Annotated in this window: 15 protein-coding genes; 12 read left to right on the top strand and 3 right to left on the bottom strand. The window is 67.5% G+C overall.

The genetic code is table 11. The features are described 5' to 3' along the window. Positions 1 to 347: 347 nt before the first annotated feature. From AC07OZ_RS04080 to AC07OZ_RS04065, 4 genes are all read left to right on the top strand, one after another. The gene (locus AC07OZ_RS04080) at positions 348 to 1,037 is read left to right on the top strand and encodes a response regulator (protein WP_495465874.1); all 690 of its coding nucleotides are present in this window, start codon (positions 348 to 350) and stop codon (positions 1,035 to 1,037) included. Between the two features lie 316 nt (positions 1,038 to 1,353). Then, the gene (locus AC07OZ_RS04075) at positions 1,354 to 3,240 is read left to right on the top strand and encodes an ATP-binding response regulator (protein WP_495465873.1); all 1,887 of its coding nucleotides are present in this window, start codon (positions 1,354 to 1,356) and stop codon (positions 3,238 to 3,240) included. A 70-nt stretch (positions 3,241 to 3,310) separates the two neighbouring features. Continuing rightward, positions 3,311 to 4,501, top strand: coding sequence for an MFS transporter (locus AC07OZ_RS04070; protein ID WP_495465872.1), 1,191 nt, complete (start codon positions 3,311 to 3,313; stop codon positions 4,499 to 4,501). A 326-nt stretch (positions 4,502 to 4,827) separates the two neighbouring features. After that, entirely contained in the window at positions 4,828 to 5,688 is an 861-nt protein-coding gene (locus tag AC07OZ_RS04065; protein ID WP_495465871.1) for an alpha/beta fold hydrolase, read from the top strand. Between the two features lie 6 nt (positions 5,689 to 5,694). Here AC07OZ_RS04065 and AC07OZ_RS04060 read toward each other — a convergent pair whose 3' ends face one another. Together AC07OZ_RS04060 and AC07OZ_RS04055 are read right to left on the bottom strand one after the other, a co-directional pair. Beyond that, the gene (locus AC07OZ_RS04060) at positions 5,695 to 7,302 is read right to left on the bottom strand and encodes an HD domain-containing phosphohydrolase (RefSeq protein WP_495465870.1); all 1,608 of its coding nucleotides are present in this window, start codon (positions 7,300 to 7,302) and stop codon (positions 5,695 to 5,697) included. Positions 7,303 to 7,371: 69 nt separating this feature from the next. Further along, positions 7,372 to 8,160, bottom strand: coding sequence for an alpha/beta hydrolase (locus AC07OZ_RS04055; protein WP_495465869.1), 789 nt, complete (start codon positions 8,158 to 8,160; stop codon positions 7,372 to 7,374). 612 nt (positions 8,161 to 8,772) lie between these two features. Here AC07OZ_RS04055 and AC07OZ_RS04050 point away from each other — a divergent pair. From AC07OZ_RS04050 to AC07OZ_RS04025, 6 genes are all read left to right on the top strand, one after another. After that, positions 8,773 to 9,411 carry a choice-of-anchor J domain-containing protein gene (locus tag AC07OZ_RS04050; protein WP_495465868.1) on the top strand — a complete coding sequence of 213 codons (639 nt, stop codon included), beginning with the start codon at positions 8,773 to 8,775 and terminating at the stop codon, positions 9,409 to 9,411. 53 nt (positions 9,412 to 9,464) lie between these two features. Then, complete coding sequence (locus tag AC07OZ_RS04045) at positions 9,465 to 9,929, top strand: post-PEP-CTERM-1 domain-containing protein (protein ID WP_495465867.1); 465 nt, start codon at positions 9,465 to 9,467, stop codon at positions 9,927 to 9,929. A 3-nt stretch (positions 9,930 to 9,932) separates the two neighbouring features. Continuing rightward, positions 9,933 to 11,432, top strand: coding sequence for a PA domain-containing protein (locus AC07OZ_RS04040; RefSeq protein WP_495465866.1), 1,500 nt, complete (start codon positions 9,933 to 9,935; stop codon positions 11,430 to 11,432). A 306-nt stretch (positions 11,433 to 11,738) separates the two neighbouring features. Beyond that, entirely contained in the window at positions 11,739 to 12,014 is a 276-nt protein-coding gene (locus AC07OZ_RS04035; RefSeq protein WP_495465865.1) for an HU family DNA-binding protein, read from the top strand. A 167-nt stretch (positions 12,015 to 12,181) separates the two neighbouring features. Continuing rightward, on the top strand, positions 12,182 to 12,580 hold the full coding sequence (locus AC07OZ_RS04030; RefSeq protein WP_495465864.1) for an SMI1/KNR4 family protein: 399 nt from the start codon (positions 12,182 to 12,184) through the stop codon (positions 12,578 to 12,580). Further along, positions 12,573 to 13,598: a hypothetical protein gene (locus tag AC07OZ_RS04025; RefSeq protein WP_495465863.1), complete on the top strand. Its 1,026-nt coding sequence runs from the start codon at positions 12,573 to 12,575 to the stop codon at positions 13,596 to 13,598. The genes AC07OZ_RS04030 and AC07OZ_RS04025 overlap by 8 nt, the downstream gene beginning before the upstream one ends. Here the strand turns inward: AC07OZ_RS04025 and AC07OZ_RS04020 are convergent. Beyond that, a complete protein-coding gene (locus AC07OZ_RS04020; protein ID WP_495465862.1) occupies positions 13,595 to 14,428 on the bottom strand; it encodes an enoyl-CoA hydratase-related protein in 834 nt (277 codons plus the stop codon). The genes AC07OZ_RS04025 and AC07OZ_RS04020 overlap by 4 nt on opposite strands. A gap of 310 nt (positions 14,429 to 14,738) precedes the next feature. On the opposite strand from AC07OZ_RS04020, the gene AC07OZ_RS04015 reads away from it, so the two are divergent. Both AC07OZ_RS04015 and AC07OZ_RS04010 read left to right on the top strand, forming a co-directional pair. Then, positions 14,739 to 19,451: an FG-GAP-like repeat-containing protein gene (locus AC07OZ_RS04015; RefSeq protein WP_495465861.1), complete on the top strand. Its 4,713-nt coding sequence runs from the start codon at positions 14,739 to 14,741 to the stop codon at positions 19,449 to 19,451. Beyond that, positions 19,448 to 22,927, top strand: a complete 3,480-nt coding sequence (locus tag AC07OZ_RS04010; RefSeq protein WP_495465860.1) for a polymorphic toxin type 17 domain-containing protein — start codon at positions 19,448 to 19,450, stop codon at positions 22,925 to 22,927. The genes AC07OZ_RS04015 and AC07OZ_RS04010 overlap by 4 nt, the downstream gene beginning before the upstream one ends.

The following is a 22,927-nucleotide window of genomic DNA, read 5'->3' as shown; positions in this document are numbered from 1 at the left end:
ACGGAAGCTGCCCGGAATTCTAGGGAGCGGGGTCCGTCGTGACCTTGCTGGAATCTGTCGGTCGACCCTGCCAGTCCCGTGCGCGGTACGTTTGGCGTTCCCACCAGATGGGGGGTAGCGCACGCAGCGAGGGACCTATAAATAGGGATGGCGCGTGACAACGTTGCCGATCTAAATCCGCAACATGTCGTCACAAGTGTTTCAGGCATCACCCCTCAGGGTTCCCCCTGAAGAGGGGGCGACGCAAGTGACCATCGGCCTATCATGCGGGCCTTCTCCGGCGTGCAGTGAGGGGTGACGACGACCGAGCCGGAGACCCATCGGTCAGTCGAAAAAAGGGAGGCCCTATGGAAGCAGTGTCCGTTGCCCGCACGTTCGAGGCGGCTGGAAGTGGTGGCTATGCGTTGCCGGCGGTGAAGCGCCGCGTGCTCCTGGTCGACGACCACGAACTTGTGAGGGCGGGGATCCGCACGCTGTACCAGTCGCTGGACGAGATCGACATCGAGTGGGTGGAGGCGGCGTCGTTGCAGGAAGGCCTGCAGGCCTACGCCGGCGGCGGCGCGGTGGATGCCGTGCTGCTGGACCTGAACCTGGGGGACTGCAAGGGCCTGCAAGGGCTGCGGCAGTTCATGGAGGCCTATCCCGAGGCCCGCGTCGTCGTGTTCAGCGGCACGCAGGATGAATTCGTCGTCCGCCAGGCGCGGGCGCTGGGCGCCGTGGGCTACCTGCCCAAGGGCGCGCTGATGGCCGAGATGCGCAGCACGCTGCGCGCGCTGCTGGCCGAGGGTCAGCGTCATCGTCAGGCCCAGTCGGGCACCTTGTTCCCGCGCTTCCCGTCGTCCGCGATGTACGACCGCGTGGCCGAACTCGGCCCCCGCCACCTGGAGATCCTCGAGCTGGTGCTGTCCGGCTGCAGCAACCAGGAGATCAGCAATTCGACACAACTGTCGCTGGGCACGGTGAAGAACTACGTCTCCTCGCTGCTGCTGGCGCTGGACGTCAAGTCGCGCTCGCACATGATCAGCCTCTTCCGCTGACGCGGTGGCCACGGTCCACCGAGGCGGGCACGGCGTCGAGGAACAGGCCCCCGACACCACCTTCCCGCCGACGGAGCTCTTCATCGACTCGCCGGACGTCCTTGACGTGCCGGCGAGCGCCTTTTCTGGCGGGTCCCCTGGCGGGTCCCCTGGCGGGTCCCCTGGCGTGCCCTCCGGCGCGTCATCGAACGGCGGCAACGCCACGCCCCTTGCGCACGCCACGCACGCCGCGCCTGTTGCGGATCGCTTCTCCGGTTCGTCCGGGCCCGGCGGGACATCGACGCCCGGCTCGCGTCCGGGTGACGCCGGTTCCCGCATGTCCGCACCGCCGGGCGCGGGGGCTCCGCCGCCCGCCGACGGCATGGGAGCCCGTCCCAAACGCTCCCGGCGTCCACCGAAGCCGAGCCTCTTCGTCGCGGTCGCCGGCGCCGTGCCGGAGAACGACGAGTCCGTCCAGGAAGGCCGCCGCCGCGAACGGCGTGCGATCGCGCGGCGGCTGCAGGACGCGGGCTTCGACGAAGCCTGGAGCCATTGGCCCTGGCTGCTGACGGCGGTCGCCGTGCCGCTGGTGTCGGCGCTGCTGCGCGGCATTCCCGCGACGGGTCTGGTGGTCTGGGTCTTCGGCGTGATCGCGCTGGCGGTGGGCTGCGTCTTCACCGCGCGATCGCTGTCGCATCGCGGGCCCCGGAGCGACAGCAGCCGCATGGCCTTCTCCGACCGCGAGGGCCGGCGACTCCTCTACCTGCAGGCTGCCGGCTGTCTCGTGCTGCTGAGCCTGCACCCGTGGCTGGCCGAATCGCCGGGCGCGCGCGGCCTGCTGACCGGACCGCTGCTGGCGGCCACGGCGGCGGTGGTGGGCGTGCTGCTCGCGCCCATGGGACGCTGGTCGGCGGTGATCGCGGTGCTGCCGGCCTCCGAAGGCCTGGCGCGGCTGTTCGATCCCGCCGCGCGGCCGGGGGCCGGTCCGGTGTGGTTCCTCGCCGCGGCGGTGGTCGGCGGGCTGGCCCTGCTCGAACACCATCGCTGGCAACGCGCCAAGCGCCTGCTGATGGAGCAGGACCTGCAGGTCAGCACGCTCGAGCAGGACCGCGACGGCGCGATCCGCGCCGACCAGGAGAAGAGCCGCTTCCTCGCGATCGCGAGCCACGACCTGCGCCAGCCGGTGCACGCGCTGGGGCTCTTCGCCGCGAGCCTGGAGCGCCGCCTGCAAGGCACCGAGGAAGAGCCGCTGATCCGCAACGTGATGCGCTCGATCGAGGGGCTGGAGCGCTCGTTCAACGCGATGCTCGACATCTCCCGGCTGGACGCCGGCACGGTCGAGCCCAACCTCCAGCACTTCCCGCTGCGCGACCTGTTCCGGCGCCTGCACATGCACTACGCGGGGCAGGCGGAGGGCTCGGGCCTGGGCCTGCGCTTCTCGCCGGGCGGCAAGTCCGTCACCAGCGATCCGCAACTGCTGGAGCGCATCCTGGGCAACCTGATCCAGAACGCGATCAAGTACACGGAAGAGGGCGGCGTGGTGGTGGTCGCGCGCTCGACCTCGACCCACCTCAACCTCGAGGTCTGGGACACCGGCATCGGCATCAAGTCCAGCGACCTGCCGCGGATATTCGCGGAGTTCTACCAGGTGGGCCAAAGCGAGCGCAGCCGCACGCAGGGTCTCGGCATGGGGCTGGCGATCGTCAAGCGGCTGGCGCACCTGCTGGGCTACCGGCTGATGGTGGCGTCGCGGCCGGGGCGGGGGACGATGTTCCGGCTCAGCATCCCGCTGGGCGGCCTGCCGGAGATCCCCGAGTTCACGACGGCGGCCGACACCGTGCCGATGCCGGTCATGGAGCCGCGCTCCGTGCTCGTCATCGACGACGAGGAGCCGATCCGCATCGGCTTGCAACTGCTGCTCGAGGAATGGGGCTACGAGTCCATCATCGCCGCGACGGCGGCCGAGGCGGCCGAGGCCGTGCGCACGCGCGCCGAGCCGCCGGACCTGATCCTGTCAGACCTGCACCTGGGCGACGGGCCGGACGGCATCGCCGCGATCCGCGCGGTGCGCGAGCTCTGCCGCATGGAGGTGCCGGCGATCCTCGTCACCGGCGACACCAGCCGCGAGGAACTGCGCCGCGCGACCGAAAGCGGTCACACGGTGCTCTTCAAGCCGCTGCAGCCGCGCAAGCTCTTCAACGCCCTGCGCGGCATGGTCTCCTGACGCCGGGCGAGTGTCGCGCGTGGGGCGCCCCATGGCGCCTACAGTAACGAGCCCTTCACGCCGCTCCACGATGACCACGATCTCCGACACCCTGACGCCCCGCCGCCTGACCTCGGCGGCCTGGGCGCTGCGCATCCAGTTCTTCGTCTCCGGCGCGCTGTTCGCGACCTGGGGCGTGCACGTGCCGACGGTGAAGGCGCATTACGGCCTGGGCGAGCAGTCGCTCGCGATCGCGATGCTGGCCTCGGGCGTCGGCGCGCTGCTGGCGCTGACGCAGGCCGGCCGTGTCGTGGCGCGGTTCGGGCCGCGTGGGGTCGCTGGCTTGACCGGCGTGCTGTGCGCCGCCGGCGTGTCGATGCTGATCGCGCCAAGCGCATACCTCGGGCTCGTCCTGCTGCTGATGCTCTTCGGCGCGACGGCCAGTCTCTTCGACGTCGCCATCAACGCCGAGGCCACCGAGATCGAGCACCTCGCCGGCCGCCCGCTGATGAGCGGCTTCCATGCGATGTTCAGCCTGGGCGGCATGGTCGGCGCGGGCGTGGGCAGCCTGCTGCCGCTGCTCGGCTGGACGCCGCAGACGCACCTGCTCGTGGCCTGCGGCACGGGCATGGTGATGATCCTTGCCGCCTGCGCGGCCATGCTGAAGATGAAGACCGATGCCGGTGAGTCGCAACCGCTGAGCCTGCCGCGCGGCGTGCTCGCGCTGATCGGCACGCTGGCGGCGCTGGGGCTGATCGCCGAAGGTGCCATGTACGACTGGAGCGTGCTGTTCATGAAGCAGGAGCGCGCCAGCGACGCCAGCCTGTCGGCGCTCGGTTATGCGAGCTTCAGCCTGGCGATGGCGTTGGGGCGATTCGGCGGTGACTGGGTGCGGGCGCGCGTCGCGCCGGTGCCCTTGATGGTCGCGAGCGGCCTGCTCGCGGCTGCCGGCATGGCGACGGCGCTCCTCGTGCCGATCGCGACCGCCGGTCTGCTGGGCTTCGCGCTCGTCGGCCTGGGCCTGTCGAACGTCGTGCCCGTGCTGTTCAGCGCGGCGTCGAAGGTGCCCGGCGTCAGTGCCGCGCACGGCATCGCGGCGGTCTCATCGCTGGGCTACCTCGGCATGATGGCCGGCCCACCGCTGATCGGCATGATCGCGGAGCACACCTCGCTGACTGCCGGGCTGTCCTGCGTGGTCTTCTTCGCGCTGTTCATGGCCGCCAGCGCGCAGCGCGCGCTGGGCGGCACCACGCGCACGGCCGCGCCCGCTGCCGCTGATTGACGTCGCTGGTCGACGCCCACACGCCACGATCGGGTGAGGGCCGGGGCCGCCCCGTGATCCGTGTAGGCGATTGCCCGACACGCGCATCGGGCGATCACGCAGGCGACGATGCGTCGTTGACCTCGTGCCACGGCACGCCCTCGTCCCTACAGTTGATCCTGACAACGGAATTCGAGCTTCCGTTGTTCATGCTTCTCTCTCGCATGGTCCGCCTTTTCCCTCTGCAGGCGGACGAACTTTCGGCCCCGGTCTCACGACCGGGGCCTTTTCTTTTTGGGCGCCTTCGCGACTGTCTGCGTTCGTGCGCATGCCTAAGATGCGTGACCATGAACAGCACGACTCCAACGCAACGCCTTCGCATTGACTGGCGCGGTCGGGCCACCGACATCGAATACACTTGGATCAACGACGCGCCCGCCGACGCGCCGCTGATGGTCTTCCTGCACGAGGGCCTCGGTTCGATCGCAATGTGGCGCGATTTCCCGACGCGCCTGTGCGAGGCGATCGGCATGCGCGGGCTCGTGTATTCGCGGCCGGGCTACGGGCGCTCGACGATGCGCGCGCCGGACGATCGCTGGGACGTCGACTACCTCCACCGGCAGGCGCATGAGGTGCTGCCCGCGGTGCTTGCGGGATTGGGCGTGACCTCACCGCCCTGGTTGTTCGGGCACAGCGATGGGGGCTCGATCGCGCTGCTGCATGCCGCGAAATTGCCGACGGCGGGGGCAGTCGTTGCCGCCCCGCACATCGTCGTCGAGGATCTGTCTCTCGAGGGTATCCGCAAGACCGTCGAGGTCTACGAGGCCGGTCCGTTGCGCGAGCGCCTGGCGCGCTTCCACGACGATCCCGATTCGCCGTTCGGCGGATGGAGCCAGACGTGGCTGAGCCCCGCGTTCCGCGACTGGTCGATCGTCGAGGAGATCCGTGCGATCACCTGTCCGCTGCTGGCGATGCAGGGTGTCGACGACGAGTACGGCACGCTGGAACAGATTCGCGGCATCGCACGCCAAGTGCCTCAGACGAAGCTTTTCGAGATCCCCGCATGCGGCCACTCGCCGCACAAGGACCAGCCCCTCGAAGTGATCGACGAAGTCAGCAACTGGTTGGGGACGGTAGGTCGCGGGGTTCTGGCGCTTGACGCCAGGGCCCTGCGACCTAGCGGCCAACGCCCTGGCGAGGGCAGGTAGGCGGTCCTAGACCGTCAGCAACCCCATCGTCATCGCCTTGAGCGTGGCCGCCGCTCGCGTGCTGCATTCGAGCTTGCGGAACGCGCTTTCCAGATGCGTGCGCACGGTGGCGGGGCTGATGCCGAGGACTTTGGCCGCTTCCTTGTTGCTCTCGCCGATGGCGATGCGTCCGAGCACCTCGGTCTCTCGCGCGGAGAGCGTGATCGGGGCGGGTGAGGGCGCTGATGCGGCAACGCGACGACGCTCGGCGCCGCAGACGGCATCGGCCGCTTGCGGGTCGAGACGTCCGGCGGCCACTTCCTTGCCCATGGCTGCGCGCGCGGCGTCGATGTCGAGTGCCGGCGCACCGGGGCGCGGCGTCCGCACGGTCACCCAGGCGGCGGCCGCGGCCAGCACGCGTGCCGGCATCGGGATCGCGGCGCCCGCCGCGCTGCGGAAGGCGCCGGAGCCGTCCATCCGCTCGTCGACGTAGGACGCGAGCTCCGCTTCGGCGTGCAGCGCGGTCAGGCGCCGCGCCGCGCGTCCGGTCCAGTAGGGCATGAGCCGGAGCTTCTCGCGATCGGCCTCGCCGAGACGGCGGCCTTCGCTCCAGATGGCGTTCGGCACGGACGCCCGGCCGATGCCATGCAGCAGTCCCGCGCGGTGCAGCCGCTCCAGCGCGTCCGCGTCGAAACCGAGCACCGAGCCCGCTTCGCGCGCCGCGTCGGCCACGCGCCGCGACAGCCCCGTCATCCAGGGCAGCTTGAGGTCGATGACGTCGGCGACCAGTTCGAGCGGTGTGTCGAGGGCGGCCAGCGCCGCATCCAGGTCGGCGGCCTCGTGGCGCGGAGCATGGCCATGCTCGCCGTCCCGTGGGCTGCTCTCCTGCGCGCCGCCTTCATGCGCGCCGGCATCCAACGCCACCATCCACGCCTGCGCGTTCTTCGTGACCAAGTCCACCAGCGCCTTCGGATACTTCGCATCCGAGCGCTCGCCGATGTGACGCAACGCCGCGGGCACGCCGTGCACGCGCGAGAAGATCTCCAGATCCCCCGCCAGCGCCACATGGAAGACGACGGCCGGCACCTCGTCGCCGCGCAGTCCGGCGGGTTTGCCGTGACCGTCCCAGGTCTCGAAGAGATGGCGCATCGCGCGCTCGATGTTGGCCGGCAGGCCGAGCAGCCGGGCGATCTCGCCCGCGACCTCGCAGTGGATCAGCGCCGCCTCGCCGAGCGTGCCGGCCAGCGCCGACGCTTCCTCGGCCGAGCCGTTGGACAGCATCGCGTCGCGGCCGCCGACGTCGTCGCCCAGCGCCGCCGCAATCTCCGGCGCGTTGGCCGTGCAACCGGACCACCGCAGCAGCGCCACGCATGCCGCGTGACCGGGCGACTGGTCGGCGTCGCGGCCCAATTCGAGGCCTTCGGCACGGGCGGCCTCCGCGATGCGCGCGGCGAGCCAGCCGGTCCGCGTCGAATGGTCGACGGGCTGCCCCATGCTGAGGTCGCCCACGAACGCCAACGCGCGCACGGCGTCGAGCACCGGCACGCGTGAGCCCGCCGCGAGGGCCGTGGTGGCCGTCGCGGCGGAAGCCGTGGAGGGAGAGGTCGGAAGGGGCAGGGGAGAAGGTTCTGTCACGGTGTCCCAGGGGCAAAGTCCAGCGCGCCGCGGGCACCGCGCCATGGGTGCCCGCGGACGGCGCGGACCTTACCGGGATTGCCGGACGGCGTCCAGGATGACCTTGGCGACCGCTTCCGGCTGCGATTGCTGCGGCACGTGCGAGCTGTCGACCTTGGTCACCTTGGAGCCGGCGCGCGCCGCCATCGCGGCCTGCGCCTCGGGGGCGATCATGTGATCGGCCGTGGCCAGCAGGTAGTACGACGGCTTGTTCTTCCACGCCGCGGCGGACACCGTCTGCTCGAAGGCCTTGGCCTGGATCGGGCCTTGCGTCGCCGTCATCACGGCGGTCGTGGCGGCGGGCAGGTCCTGCGCGAAGTGGTTCTTCATGCCTTCGGCGGTCAGGCTGAGCCAGCCTTGCGCGTCGGCCTTGAAGTGCGCCGAGCCGGACGGCGTCGGGAAGCCCTTGCCCTGTTCCGCGGTGTTCTGGCCGACGTTGGGCGCGAACGCGGCCACGTAGACCAGCGAGGCGACCTTGTCCGAGGTGCCGGCTTCGGTGATCACCGTGCCGCCCCACGAGTGGCCGACCAGCACGACCTTGCCGGGCTGCGCGTCGATGGCGCGGCGCGCGGCGGCGACGTCGTCGGCCAGCGAGCTCAGCGGGTTCTGCACCGCGGTCACCTGCACGCCTTCGCGCTGCAGCAGCGGGATGACCTTGGCCCAGTCGGAGCCGTCGGCGAAGGCGCCGTGGACGATGACGACCGAGGGCTGGGCCGCGGCGGCCGGCGTGGCGGCCAGCGCGGCAGTCGACAGACCGGCCGAGGCGGCGAGGGCGGAAGCAGCGGCGGCGGCGACGATGAGGCGGCGGGTGAAGTTCATGGTCAGGCTCCTGGTGGTTGGGAGGGGGTTAGGGCTTTCAAGACAGGGCTCTACTGTCGCGATTCGGGCCTCGCGCCGGTATCGGACGAATGTCCGAGGCCCCCCTCCACCGTGGGGCGAGGCCTGTCCCCTGGAGCAAGTGACACGGCAGTGACATTGCCTCGCGTTGCCCATCGGTATTTACACGGAGGTCGCCACACTTTCCCCGGGCGATGTGAAAGCGCCGTCAAGCGCGGATCGCCCGGCGTGGGCGGAGGGCGCCTCCCGCGAGCGGCGGGCGCGCAAGGGGCGCCCTCCCGCATCCCCAATGCGGATGCGTTTGCGCGGCGTTTGCGCCCGTCCGCGCCGGGACCGCCGGGCAAGTCCTGACCCCGACGCCGTCCCGCCGCCTGGCCCGAAAGGGTCACCCCCTAGGGAAAGAACCACCCCCGCACCAAGGGGGAAACGCGGCCCGACCCCCTCCTGCTCTCCGTGACAAGAGTCACAGAATCGACACGCCCGAAGGTCGTCCTCCCGCCGGCCGTCAGCAGTCAAGACGGCGCCCCGCATCACGGTGCGCCGTCGTTCAAGTCCAGGTGGACATCCCACCTTCATCCTGAAAAGGACGCAGCAATGTTCAAGAAGACCTGTCTGGCCCTGGCGCTCGTCGGCGCCGCGGCCGCGGCCCACGCGGGGCCCACCCTCATCAACGAGGGATTCGACGACGTCACCGCTCTCCCGGGCTGGACGATCGCGAACCTTGGCACGCCGGTCACGCCCGGATATCCCGCCTGGTTCCAGGGCAACGTGGCCGCGTTCGACGCGCACAGCGGTGCGCCCACGTCCTACATCGGCTCCAACTATGGCGCCGTCGACGCCGGCGGCACGCTGTCGAGCTGGCTGATCAGCCCGGTGTTCTCGACCGCCGAGAACCTGGAAGTGTCCTTCTGGGCGCGCGGCGAAGGCGTGCAGGGCTTCGTCGACCAGTTGGCCTACGGCCTGGTCGACGCGGCCGGCGCGTTCGCCAGCTTCGTCCCGCAGGCGAGCATCACCGTCGCCGGCGAATGGACGCGCTACAGCTTCCAGCTCGCCGGTCAAGGCGTCGGCTCGAGCGCGCGCTTCGCGATCCAGTACTTCGGCAGCGCCGACCTGGCCAACGTGGTCGGCGTGGACGACGTCGCCGTGAACGTGCCGGAGCCGTCGACCTGGGCCCTGGCCGGCGTGAGCCTGCTGGGCCTGATGGCCGCGCGTCGCCGTCGCGCGCAGTCTTGAGCCAGGTTTCGAATCATCGGAACTTCCGAGTCATCTCCGCAAGGACAACGACCATGATCACCCGCATTTCCCTGGGCCTGGCGATCGCCGCGGCCCTGCCGCTGGCGGCGCAGGCTCACGAAGCCGCCGCCCCGGCTTCCCTGTCCGTGGCCGACGCGGCCGCGGCTGCGGCCGCGGCTGCTGCCGACACCAACAACATCATCATCGTGCGCGACGCCGAGACCGGTCTCCTGCGCCCGGCCACCCCAGAGGAGCACAACGCCCTCAAGGCGCTGCCCGCCAACGCGAACGCCCGGGCGCGTGTCGCCTCGCGCGCCGCCGCACTGACGCCGCTGCTCAAGCAGCATCGCAGCGGCGCTGTCGGTGTCCGCCTGACCGACGACATGGTGAGCCAGTCCGTCATGGTGCGCGGCGCCGACGGCAAGCTCATCGAAGCCTGCTTCGCCAGCAAGGAAGAAGCCGAAGCCTTCATGAAGAACGGCGGCGCGGTCGCCAAGTCGGCCCTGCCCACGGAGTAAGCCATGCAGACATCCTTCAAGAACACCGTGATCCGCACGGCGCTGCTGGCCGCGCTGTGCGCCGCCGGCGCCGCCCAGGCCGCCACCATCGTCATCCAGAGCCGTGACCCTGCGGGCGTCGGCTTCAACGACACCACGCCGGTCGCCCCGGTCGGCGGCAACCCCAAGACCACCCTGGGCGAGCAGCGCATGTACGTCTACCGCTACGTGGCGGACGTGTGGGAGAAGGCGCTCGACAGCGACGTCACGATCACCGTGAACGCCGGCTGGGAACCGCTGACCTGCACCTCGTCGCAGGCGGTGCTGGGCAGCGCCGGCGCCTGGAACATCTGGCACGACTTCCCCGGCGGCACGCCCGGCACCTGGTACCCGCAGGCGCTGGCCAACAAGCTGGCCGGCGAGAACCTGAGCGCGGACCAGCCCCCCGGCCCGTCTGGTTACGACGACGTGGACATCAAGACCCAGTTCAACATCAACCTCGGCAAGGCCGGCTGCCTGGACGGCGCGCCGTTCTATCTGGGCCTCGACGGCAACTTCGGCACCGGCGTCAACTTCGTCGAGACGCTGCTGCATGAACTGGGCCACGGCCTGGGCTTCTCGGTGCTGACGGTCTACACCGGTTCCGTGGCGCCCGCCGTCGGTTACCGCCTGAACGCGGATGGCACGGCCTACGTCGCCAACGGTGGACTGCCCAGCGTCTGGGAGCAGTACATGTATGACAACACGGCGGGCAAAACCTGGCTGACGATGACCAGCGCCGAGCGCGGCGCATCGGCGGTCAATCCGCTGGGTCTGGCATGGATCGGCCCCAACGTGCTGGCCGGTGCCGACATGCTGGCGGCCACGCCGGTGCTGAAGATCTCGGCGTCCGCGCCGGGCGCTTCGGGTCAGTACCCGTACGGCACAGCGTCCTTCGGTCCGGCCGTGAGCAGCGGCCTGAACCTGGGCGCGTTGGCCACGGTCCCGGCGGATGCGGTCAACGGCGCGGGTTGCCTGCCCTTCAGCCCGGCCGTCACCACGGCGGTGGCGGGCAAGGTGGCGATCATCGATCGCGGCGTTTGCGGCTTCGCGGTCAAGGCCAAGAACGCCCAGAATGCGGGCGCGATCGGCGTGATCATCGCCAACAACGCCGCAGGCGCGGCTCCGGGCCTAGGCGGTGCCGACCCGACGGTCGTGATCCCGACGATCAGCGTCTCGCAGGCCGATGCCGTCAAGCTGCGTACCGCGATCACCGCGGCGCTGCCCTTCGGCACGCGGACCAAGCCGGGCCTGGCCAACGCCACACTGGGCGCGGACCCGAGCAAGCGCGCCGGTGCTGACGCGCTGGGCCGTCCGCTGCTGTACACGCCGAACCCGATCGCCTCGGGCTCGTCCGTGTCGCACTGGGACGTGTCGGCCTCGCCGAACCTGCTGATGGAACCGAACATCAGCCCCGACCTGGGCCTGATCCTGGTGCCGCCGAAGGACCTGACCAAGCCGCTGCTGAAGGATCTGGGCTGGTAATCCGGCCCGGTTCCAGCGCCTGATCCGCCCCCACGGGCGGGTCGGGTAGGATGGACCTCGAAAGCCTGGTGCGAGAGCGCCAGGCTTTTTTCTTGCACGAGGCGGCCCGATGTGGCCTTCGACCCGCTCGAATGTCGTGGGTATGACGCGGGATGTCGCTCAAACGGGCGATGAAATCCGCCATGCGGACGTTTGAAGGGGGAGAAGGGGGCGGCTGGTTGCGTGTTCAAACAGTCGGGTGGTCAGGACTGGCTGATAATCGCCGGCCCCGGCTAGCCGGACCCTGGTTTTTTACTGGAAGCATTGATGAACAAGAGTGAACTGATTGAAGGCATCGCCACCAAGGCTGGCGTGACCCGTGCCGTGGCCGCGAGCGCCCTGGACGCGACCCTGGAAACCATCACCGAAGCGCTGGCTTCGGGCGACCAGATCGCCCTGGTCGGCTTCGGCACCTTCAAGGTGAGCGACCGTGCCGCGCGCACCGGCAAGAACCCCGCCACCGGCGAAGCGCTGGACATCCCGGCCTCCAAGGTCGCGAAGTTCACCGCCGGCAAGGCGCTGAAGGACGCGGTGAACAAGTAAGCCTCCCGGCTTCTTTCACTGGGCGACGCCCGCTCCTGCGACAGCAGGGCGGGCGTTGTCGTTTGCGGGCAGGCCCCGGATGGGGGAGCTCCCCGCGTGGGGGCGGGTGTTGCCTCGCTGAGAATCCGAGCCGTTGACGCATTCGTTGCGACTCAATCGGATATCCCATGGACTACATGACGCATCTCCAGGCGTGGGAGATCAACGCAGGCGCTTCTCCGCAAGACATCGATCGCGTCAACGCTGATTTTGGCGGTCGGTTACCGGAGGACTACCTGCGCTTCATCGGGCTGCATGACGGCGGGGAGGGCCCCGTCGGGGACAACTTCCTGGTGTTGTTCCGAATCGGCGAGTTGGCGCAGTTCAACCGCGAGTACGAGGTCGCCGATTACGCGCCTGGCCTGCTGCTGTTCGGCTCGAACGGGGGCGGGGAGGGATTCGCGTTCGATACCCGCGAGGTTGGGTGGCCGATCGTGCAGGTTCCCTTCATCGGTCTGGCGCTGGACGCTGCGTTGGACGTCGCCCCGACCTTCGAGGGCCTGTTCGGGGTGCTGGCAGATGATTGACCATCAATCGCGCATGAACCTCATCTGCCAGGCCTGCGAACTTTCTCCCTTCTCCCTGGAGGATGAGACGGACGACCCTGCCGATCCGATCCGTGTCTGTTCCGCATGCCATGCCCGCTTGCTCGCCCGTTCGCTCCGTCCGCTGGAGTGGTTCAACCTCGCGAAGCGGCACGGCTGGGCTCAGCCGCTGCTGCACGACGATCTCTACAACGAGGACGGCAGTGCGGAGCAACCTGACGAAGACGTCATCGCGCCTGAAACGCTCCCCGCACCGACGCTGATCGAAGCCAGTCGCTCGGCCGAGTCGCTGCTCGACTTCAGCATCACGCGCTGGTGGCTCCGCGCCGATGTGCTCGATGCATGGACCCGCCTGCCTTCGGACGAGGCGCTTGCAGCCTTGAGCAAGCGTTTCGAGACCGTGCGAAACATGCAAGTCCGCTCGGTCGTGCTGGAGGTGACTGCCACGGTCGGCCGGGCCGCCGCGGACTTCGTTCGGCGCGTCTGGCAGGAGGCCGTCGACGACGAGCTCTATAGGTCGCTGGTCCGCGCCACGGCCGCGAGCCTGCCGTTGGACGAGGGCTTTGCCCGCGCGGAGTCCGCGTTGAAGGAAATGCCCGAAAAGGTCTGGCGCGGAAACTTTCCCGCGCTAGGCCATTTCAAATCGGAGAAGGCGCTCGCCTGGATTGAAGCCAATGCCTGCGAGCCCTCGGTCGGGGCTTGGGGCACTCTGGCGGTGGCATCGTCATTCAGCTGGAACAAGGCCAGCGAGTGGCTCGCATCGGGCAGGCCCTTGAGCCTGATCGCCGTCGATGCCCTGGTCGAGGTCCTGGATCCGAGATCACGGCCGGTGGACGCGGCTGCTCGGTTCTCGCTCGCGTCACCAGCCAATGAGCTCGCGATCCGCCAAACGCTGGAGGCCGCGATGGCCGCAGACCCCGTCCCCCGAATGAAGCAACGGATCGGCTGGCTGCTCTCCCAACTGCCAGCCTTGAGCGGCGCTTCGTCCGGAGCGACTTAACCCTCGCGGAAGAACTTCAGCGCGGCCAGATCCGGGAATGCGGTGGGCCGCTTGGCCTGCGCCGCCGCGAACGCCTCCATCAGGTTCTTGTTCTGCCAGATCGCCGCCTGCAGCCAGCCCATCTGCTGGAGGCTGTCCTTGACGCCGTGATCGCGGGCGTAGTGGATCGCCTGCTTGCTGCCCCAGATCGCCACCGGCGGCTTCTGCGCGATCTCACGCGCGCATTGCAGCGCGGCTTCGACGCACTCCGCCTGCGTCGCGAAGACGTCGTTCACCAGACCCACTGCCTGCGCCCGCGCCGCGGGCATGCGGCGTCCCGTGTAGGCCAGTTCCTTGACCACGCCCAGCGGCACCAGCTTCGGCAGGCGCTGCAGCGTGCCCAGATCCGCGACCATGCCGATGTTGATCTCCTGGATGCAGAAGAACGCGCCGGTCTCCGCGTAGCGGATGTCGCATGCCGCCACCAGGTCCACCGCGCCGCCGATGCAGCCGCCCTGGATCGCCGCGATGGTCGGCACGCGCAGGTCGTCGAGCTGGTTGAACGCGCGCTGCATGTCGGCCAGCAGGTCGACGATCGCCGCGCGGCCTTCGGCGCTGCGGTCGTCGAGCTGGATGCCGCCGTTCTGGAATACCTCCAGCGACATCCCCGCACTGAAGTGCTTGCCCGTCGACGAGATCACCAGCGCCCGCAGCGTCGGGCTGCGGTGCAACTGTCCGAGCACCTCTTCCAGCTCGCGCCACAGCTGCGGCGACATCGTGTTCATCGCATCGGGCCGGTTCAGCACCAGATGGCCGACGCCGGCTTCTTCGGTCAGGGTGAGGCAGTCCATTCGAGTCTCCTGCAGTCCTTGCTTTGGTTGCTGTCGTCCCTGTCCTCGCGTTCGCGTGGGGCAGGGGATCAGGCCATGCTAGCGGGAGACCGCCGGACGCCGCGTCAAGGACGCGACGCCCGATGCCGATTGGAGAGCGCTCTCCATCGACGCCTGCCGAGCTCCTCAGACGCCGTACCGGTCTTCCCTCGATGTTCAGAACCAGGGTCAGGTATTGCCCCGACAAGGGAAAGCGAGGACTTGTCGTCTCGGAACGCCCCGTGGTGACATCGGGACATAAGTTCAAAGAGATCGAAGAGGGAGGAATCGCATGCTGCGAGTCGGGCAGGCGCTTGCGCGCGCACGGGGAAAATCCTATGTCATCGCTTGTCTTGGCCTTGCCCTCTGTGGCTCGGCGCTGGCGCAAGCGGTCAACATCACACCGCCCAACCTCTCCGCGGGCCTGGCGGGCGCACTGAAGGGTTCCGCAAGCGCCACCCTGACCGGCGCCTCCACCTACACGATCGCGCTGCCCCTGCCGCCCGGCACTGCCGGGCTCCAGCCTGAACTGTCCCTGAGCTATTCCAGCCAGTCCGAAGATGGCTGGTTGGGGCGAGGTTGGAGCCTCTCCGGACTCTCCACGATCACCCGCTGCGCGAAGACCCTCGCACAGGACGGCGTGCGACGAGGCGTGGCACTCGATGCCGACGATCAGTACTGCCTCGACGGGCAGCGCCTGATCTCGCGAGGCGCCATCAGCAGCAGCGAAGTCGAGTACAGGACGGAGCTCGACAACTTCTCGCGCATCGTGTCGACTCGAATCCGGGGCACAGCAGCGGGCGGCCCCTCACTGTTCTCGGTGCAGGCAAAGAACGGCATGACTTTCGCCTACGGCCTGAGCACCGCCGGGCGCATCGAAGCGCCTGGATCGAGCGCGGGTCTGTATTGGCTACTCGACCGCGTCGAGGACCGCCGGGGCAATTACTACGAGATCGATTACCAGGAAGACAACATCCAAGGGGAATATTTCCCGACGAGGATCCGCTACACGGGCAACGATTCCAAGGGGTTGTCGCCCTACAACGCCGTTCGCTTCGTCTATGAGGCCCGCCCTGACGCCTGGCTCGGTTACGTCATGGGCAAGGCGCTGCGGCGCACGGTTCGACTGAAAGCGATCCAAACGTACACCGGCACCGACGGCGCCGGCGCTGGCGGAACGCTGGTTCGGGAAACCCGATTGGACTACCAGCAGAACCCGACGTCCGGGCGCAGTCTGCTTCAGAGGATTCGTGACTGCGACGCGCAGGGCATCTGCCTGCCGGCGACGGAACTGACCTGGACCCTCCGCGATCCGTCCGCCAATGCGTCGGGCGCCGCTGGTAGCGGGTACTGGGGCGGTCCCAGCATCAACATTGAATCCACACCCAAGCAGCCCATCCCTTCGGAACAGGTGAAAGCCAAGACTGTGATGGGGGACTTCAACGGCGACGGGGCCGTCGATCTGCTCTACGCGGATGGCAGCAGCGCCTGGAAGGTCTGCCTGTCCACGGGCAGCGGCTTCAATTGCCAGACATGGACGGCGGTGGCAGGTCGGACGGAGGAGTCCATGTCGGGCGACTTCAACGGCGACGGGCTGACGGACATCGCTCTGCTGCCGACCCAGACCTCCGGCGTTGGTCCTTGGACCATCTGCCTGTCGACCGGCTCCGGTTTCTCCTGCCAGACCTGGAACGCACAAACCTCAGGCAAGTTTGCGCAGCGGTACATGGTCGCAGACATGGACGGTGACGGCCGCGACGACCTGCTGGTCTACAACCTGTTCAACGACAACTTCCTCTGCCGCTCCAACGGCGCGGGCTTCGATCCCTGCATCACCTATGCGAACGTGGGAGCAGCGTTGACGTCCGGGGACGATTACGAACTGCGCATCCGGATCTACCAGCGCATGGGCGACCTGAACGGCGACGGGCGTCCGGACATCCTGAAATACGCCATGCGCACCGGACCATCAGCGGGCAACGCCCATTGGGAGGCCTACGTCGCGACCGATACCGGCTTCGTGTTGTGGCCGGGTCTTGCGGCCAGTGTGGGCAACGCCATCGCGCCGATGCAGCCGGGCCAGAGCCTGATGGCGGACATCAACCGCGACCCGTTCGGCGGCTACAGCGACACGATGGCAGTGGTCGGTACGTCCGACCCGAACGCGCCGATGTTCGAGGTCTGCAAGTCGACCGGGACGGGCCTGTCTTGCACGACGCGCCCCTACTCGCCAAGCACACAAAGTCCGATCGACGTTCTCGCGGATAACGACCGTGACGGATGGGTCGACGGCTACTCGGGTGGACAGATCTGCCAGATCGGCGATACCGCGATTGCGCCATGCACGGCGCTGCCAGGCACTTTCCCGCCAGGGTTCTTCCTCACCGGAATCATTGCGGATCTGAACGGAGACGGCATTCCGGATCGCGCCTACTACGACAACACCTCGTCGCCGGGACGCTGGTATGTCACGCTGACTGCGGGGGCGAACTACCAGGATCTGTTGGCCTCGGTCACCGAAGGCCGCGGCGCCACCACGCGCTTCTTCTACGAAGGACTGGAGAACCGAACCGTATATACGCCGGGCCCACTGTTGCCTTACCCCAGCCGACTGCAACTGAGCGGGCAACCGTTGCTGTCGCGCATGGAACTCAGCAACGGCATCGGCGGATGGAATGCGTTCGACTACCGCTACGAAGCGGCGGCCGCCGATCTGCGCGGACGCGGGTCGCTCGGTTTCGCAAAGGTGACCGCGATCGACCAGGACAACGGGATCACCACCACCACGACGTTGCGGCAGGACTTTCCTTACATCGGCACGACCAAGGCGGTCAGACGCACCTCTCGCAGCGGCGGACTCCTGTCGCTCCAGACGCTGGGTCACGCCAGACTGGACACCGGCAGCGGCACGGTCTACCCCTACGTCAAGACGCAGACCGTTTCGGCCAACGACCTGGACGGCAGCCCGCTGCCGGGCGGCAGTTCGACCATCGATACGGTGGATGCCTACGGCAACATCACCCGCGCGACCGAGGTCGTGTCCGGGCCGGATGGCGACAGCGTGACCACCGTCATTACACGCGAATTCGAGAATCGTGACGCCTCCTGGCTGCTGGGCCTGAAGACCTTGGAGCAGGTGACGAAGACGAGCACGTCGACCGGCAGTCCGCTGGTGCCCTCGCAGCTGACGCTCGTCACCTGCGCCATGGGCTCCGGCACGGTGGCGCCAACGCCCGATCAGGCGACTTGTCGCCTCGGCAATCTTGGCCAGACCGCAGCGACCGGGATTATCTACACGAGCCCTTCCGGAACAACCGTGTCGGGGCCGACGTCCTGCGCAGCAGGTACCGGCGACTGCGGCAACGTGGTCATCACCAGCGGCACGAGCCCCCGGCGCTACGACGGACAGGTCACGGCCACCTCGGCCTCCGGCAGCGTCGCCTCCGCGGCCATCACGCTTCAGGTCGACGCACCGGCGACGCCCGCCCGCCTGACGCTGTCGGCTTGTTCGATCGTCTCGTTCACGACGACGCCGACGCCCGCCACGCACACCTGCCAAGTTGCCAACGAAGGCGAGACCGCAGCCAGCGCCATCAGCTATGCCTCGATCGTCGGCGCGACCGTCGTCGGGCCCACCGGGCGATGCGAAGCGGGTGCGACTTGCGGCACAGTGACCGTGACGTCGGCGACCACGCCTGGCCATGTGACCGGCACCCTCGCGGCGACGCCGGCCACGGGCGTCGGCGCAAGCACGTCGATCGATCTTTGGGTGCTCACTGCGTCGCAACTCGAGTTCCGCGATTGCACGCGCACGTCGCCAGTGACGGCACCCGCCAGCGCGCGACTCAATTGCACGGTGTTCAATACCGGGCAGACGTCGATCGCCTCGATCGCTTACGGCGGCATCGCGGGCGTCAGCGTCACCGGGCCGACCGGCGCGTGTGCTGCGACAACGAACTGCGGCGTGGTTTCCGTGACGACGCCGGGCACTGTCGGCGTCTATGAGGGCGTTTTCACCGCAACACCCAATGCCGGCGGCGCGGCGCAACTCCCTTCGAGCCTGGTAGTCCAGTCGCCCGCGCAACTGGCCTGGACCAACTGCTCTGCCAACTCGCCGGTGACCACGCCGAGCACCGCCACGCTCAGTTGCACGTTGAGCAACACCGGCCAGGCGAGCGCAAACAGCATCAGCTACGCCGGCATTGCGGGTGCCTCGGTGTCCGGACCGACCGGAGCGTGCGCGGGAGGCACCGTGTGCGGCACGGCGGTGGTCACCACCAGCGGCAACGCCGGCAACTATGTGGGCACCTTGACCGCCTCGCCTGACTCGGGCGGCTCGGCCAACACAGGCGTGAACCTCCGGGTCTACACCCAGGCTCAACTCGCTTTCAGCAACTGCAGCGCCAACTCGCCGACGGTGGTACCCACGCCTGCTTCGCTTAGTTGCACGCTGACCAACGTGGGACAGACGGCGACCGGAGGCATCAGCTACTCGACCGTAGGGGGCGCATCGGTATCCGGCCCCACCGGCGCGTGCGGTGCAGGCGCGATCTGCGGAACCGTGACGTTGACGACCTCGGGTTCTGCCGGCAACTATGCCGGCACGCTGGTCGCATCGCCGCAGGGGGGCATCGCGGGCAGCACTGGCGTGTCGCTGACGGTGCATCCGCCGCCGCCCTCACTGACCACCACACCGGTGTTCCCGCAGAGCTTCGTCGGAAATGGCCTGTTCACCTACACGGTCAACGCCACGGCCAACGTCGCCAACGGTCTGGCGCCCTTCGTCTATCAATGGAGCACGCTGCAGTCCGACAACACCAGCACGACGATCACTGGCGGCAACACCGCTACGGCGACGCTTGCCACGCGACAGACAGTGGCCTGCGAGTCGGGCTTCACCGTGTATCGCGTGACCGTCACGGACGCATTGAACAGGGCGACCAGCCTGGATCTCACCGTCAACACGAGATCCACAAGCCCGCCCAACAACAGCGTGTGCCCATGAGCCGCGGCAAGACATTCGTGACAGGACTCCAGGGAGGAGCGATGGAACAACAGCGATCCAAGGGTGGCGCCGGACGGGCGCGCGTGCTGCGCGGGATCCTCACTGCCATGGCGGCGGCGATCGGAAGTTGCGCGCTAGCGCAGACAACGACGGTAACGCGCACGACTGCGTTCGAGTACGACGAATACGGGCAGTTGATCCGGGAAACGATAGAGCCGGGAGGCGACCCCAGCCTGACGCTGGCGACGATCTACAACCGCGAGTCGACGACAGGCGTGCTGCGGTCACGCCAGCAGTCCTTCCGCGACATGCAAACCGGCACGAATGTTCTTCGCACCGTCGAGCAACTGAACTACGACGCGCAGGACCGATTCGTCCTGGAGGTGATCAACGCCAAGCAGCACAAGGAGACGCGGACCTACAACGGCGGGCTTGGCGCGCTGCTGACGATGACCGGTCCCAACAACCTGACCACGACGTGGCAATACGACGGCTGGGGGCGGAAGACGCGAGCGGACTTCGCGAATGGAACGAGCGAGACATTCGCCTACCGCCAATGCATTGAGAGTTGCGCCAATCACGCGACACAGGTTCTGGTTACGCAGTACTGGGCGCAGGGCGTGCAGCGTGCCGTTCCGTTTGAGGAGTTCCTCGACGCGCTTGGAAGACGGGTGCAGACGCGCTCGTGGGGTTTCGACGGCCGGCAGGTCTTCACGCAAAAGATCTTCAACGGCAAGGGCCTGTTGGAAAAGAGCTCGCGGGCATACTTCGCTGGTGCGCAGCAGGTGTTTGCGGAGACCTATTACGACGACCTCGGGCGTCCGATCGAACTCCGGCTCCCGGCGGACAGCGGTGGACAGGACGTCTCCACCACCGTCTATCAAGGGTTGCGAACCACCTCGACGAACGCCAAGGCCCAACAGCGTGTGGAGGTCCGCGGTGTGCTCGGCAGCGTGCGGCGCCTCATCGATGCGCGCGGCTATTCGATGAGCTTTGCGCACGACGGTTTCAATGCACTCACTCGCGTCTTCGATGCCAAGGGCAATCAGACCACGATCGACTACGACACCCGAGGCCGCAAGACCCAGTTGAACGACCCCGACCTCGGCGTCCGCCGCTACTGGACCAATGCGCTCGGACAGACCTGGCAGCAGACCGACGCCAAGAGCCAGACGATCACCGTCACTTTCGACGAGCTGGGACGTATGACACGCCGGTTGTCGGCGGACCAGGATGCGCGATGGGAATATGACTCCGCTGCACACGGCGTCGGGCGGTTGGCCGAGGCATCCACCTGGATCGCGGGCGCCAAGGACTATCGAGAGCTCAACGTTTTTGACGCGCTAGGTCGGCCCGCGAGTGTCTCCATCGGACTCGACTGGGACTACGTGACCGAGTTCGGCTACGACGGATTCGGACGGGCCGCCTCGACGTCCTTCAGGCGAGGTGAGCGTGGCGGCACGCTGGGAGCGCCGCACCAGACTCTGTCGACCGAGTACAACGCTCAAGGATATGCGACCCTACTCAAGCGGGACGGCGTCGCGCTTTCGACGACGCTCGCGCGAGACGCCGCTGGCATGCTTACTCAGGCGCAGTGGGGCAACGGCCTGACCCAGCAGTGGGGATTGAATCCGTTCACCGGACGTCTGAAGTCGTTGGACGTCGGGACGTCGGCGGATACGAGCAGTCATCAGCGTGACCGCTACAACCATGACGCGCTCGGCAACATCACCAGCCGCGAGCAACGGATCATCACCGGCGGCGACTCTCTGCTGGAAGTGTTTTTCTTCGACGAACTGAATCGGCTGAGCAGTTCCCAACTGGCTGCTCAACCAACGAAGTTCTACGACTACGACGCCATCGGCAACTTGGTGCGAAAGGACGGCATTGGCCGGCTGGTCTACCCCTTGTCAGGAAGTGCGGGACCGCATGCGTTGAGTCGAATCGACAGCGACCAGCCGGTACTGGGCCTGACGAATCCGCAACTGACGTACGACGGAAACGGCAATCTGGTGGACGGCTTGAACCGTCACTACACGTGGACGACTTTCAACGGGCTCGCCAGCGTCGACCGCATGGATGGGGCGACATCGGTTCAGCGCACGGCCTTCCTCTTCGGGCCGGACCGCCAGCGCGTCAAGCAGACCATCAGTCCAATGTCTGGCGGCGCACCCGGCGCGCCGTCAACGACGATCCACTACGCCGGCGTTGTGGAAAAGGAAGTGGACGCCGCCGCTGGGACGACCACGATTCGAACCTATCTGCCTGCCGCGATCGGTTATGTGGAGGAGAAAATCGCCAGCGCCACGGCGCAACCAACCGATACCGGGGTGAAGAAGGTGCGCTACTTCATGACCGATCATCTCGGCAGCGCGGTGGGCGTCGTTGACGAGTCCGGAACGGTGCTGCAGAGGATGAGTTATGACCCGTGGGGACGCCGCCGCACGGAGGCTGGAATGGATGACTCTGGGCCTGGTTTCGGCAGCATTCGCAACACCCAGGATCACACCGGCTATACCGGTCAGGAGCACCTTGATCAAGTCGGGCTCGTCCATCTGAACGGGCGGGTCTACGACCCGATCTCGGGCCGGATGGCCAGCGCCGACCCCACGGTGCCGGACGCGTCAAATCCGCAGGCGTTCAACCGCTACACCTACGTCCTGAACAACAGCCTGTCCTACGTGGATCCGTCGGGCTTCATGGCGGTGGAACACCTGTACATGACCGATGGCGATTTCGTGAACGGGATCAACACGAGTGGCGGTGGGGCTGAGCAAGAGAAGCAGAAGGAAGAGGCCACCAAGCTGGAGAAGGTGGAGACCGACGGGAAATCGACCGGCTCCGACAATGCGGTATCTATTGGCGTCGCCAGCGCACTTAAATTGCCCCGGACGGTCGTCAGTGGCAAGCGCGTGATCCCGTTGGTCACCATCATCAACTGGGTGTCGCGAATCCCCCCGCCTCTCCTCATCGGTGGACTTCTTTTGGCGACACCGGGAAACTTCGGTCCCAACCCGAGCCCCTATTGCGGTCCGGGGGCTCTTTGCCGCGATCCCAAGACCGGACTGCTGATCAACTCGGCAACCGGAGAAACCATTCCTGGAACAGCACTCAATGCTGATAAATCCGACGGGAGCGGTGAAGAATCCGCTGGTACAGGCGATCCGGGAGCTCAGCCGCCAGAGGACGACCCCAAACGCACGCGCGAACAGAAGAAGCAGGACAAGATCGATCAGATTCTCAAGGACAAGAAGCTTCCAAGAGAAGGTGAGGTAACCTATGAGCCGCCGAAGAAGTGGAACCCTTCCGAGCCGCTACCTAGGGGGGAGAAAGATGGGTTTATGGACAAGTTCGGTCGCGAATGGACGAAGGGACCGTCTCGCACAGCGGGTGAGCACTTCGAATGGGACGTTCAATTGAACGATGGCTCAGGAGGGCACTTGAACGTATCGTGGACCGGAAAGATTACGCATTGA

This window comes from Roseateles sp. GW821-FHT09G03 (assembly GCF_059416045.1).
The sequence above is the reverse complement of the archived record's forward strand: the minus strand, read 5'-3'. Positions and strand labels throughout refer to the sequence as shown.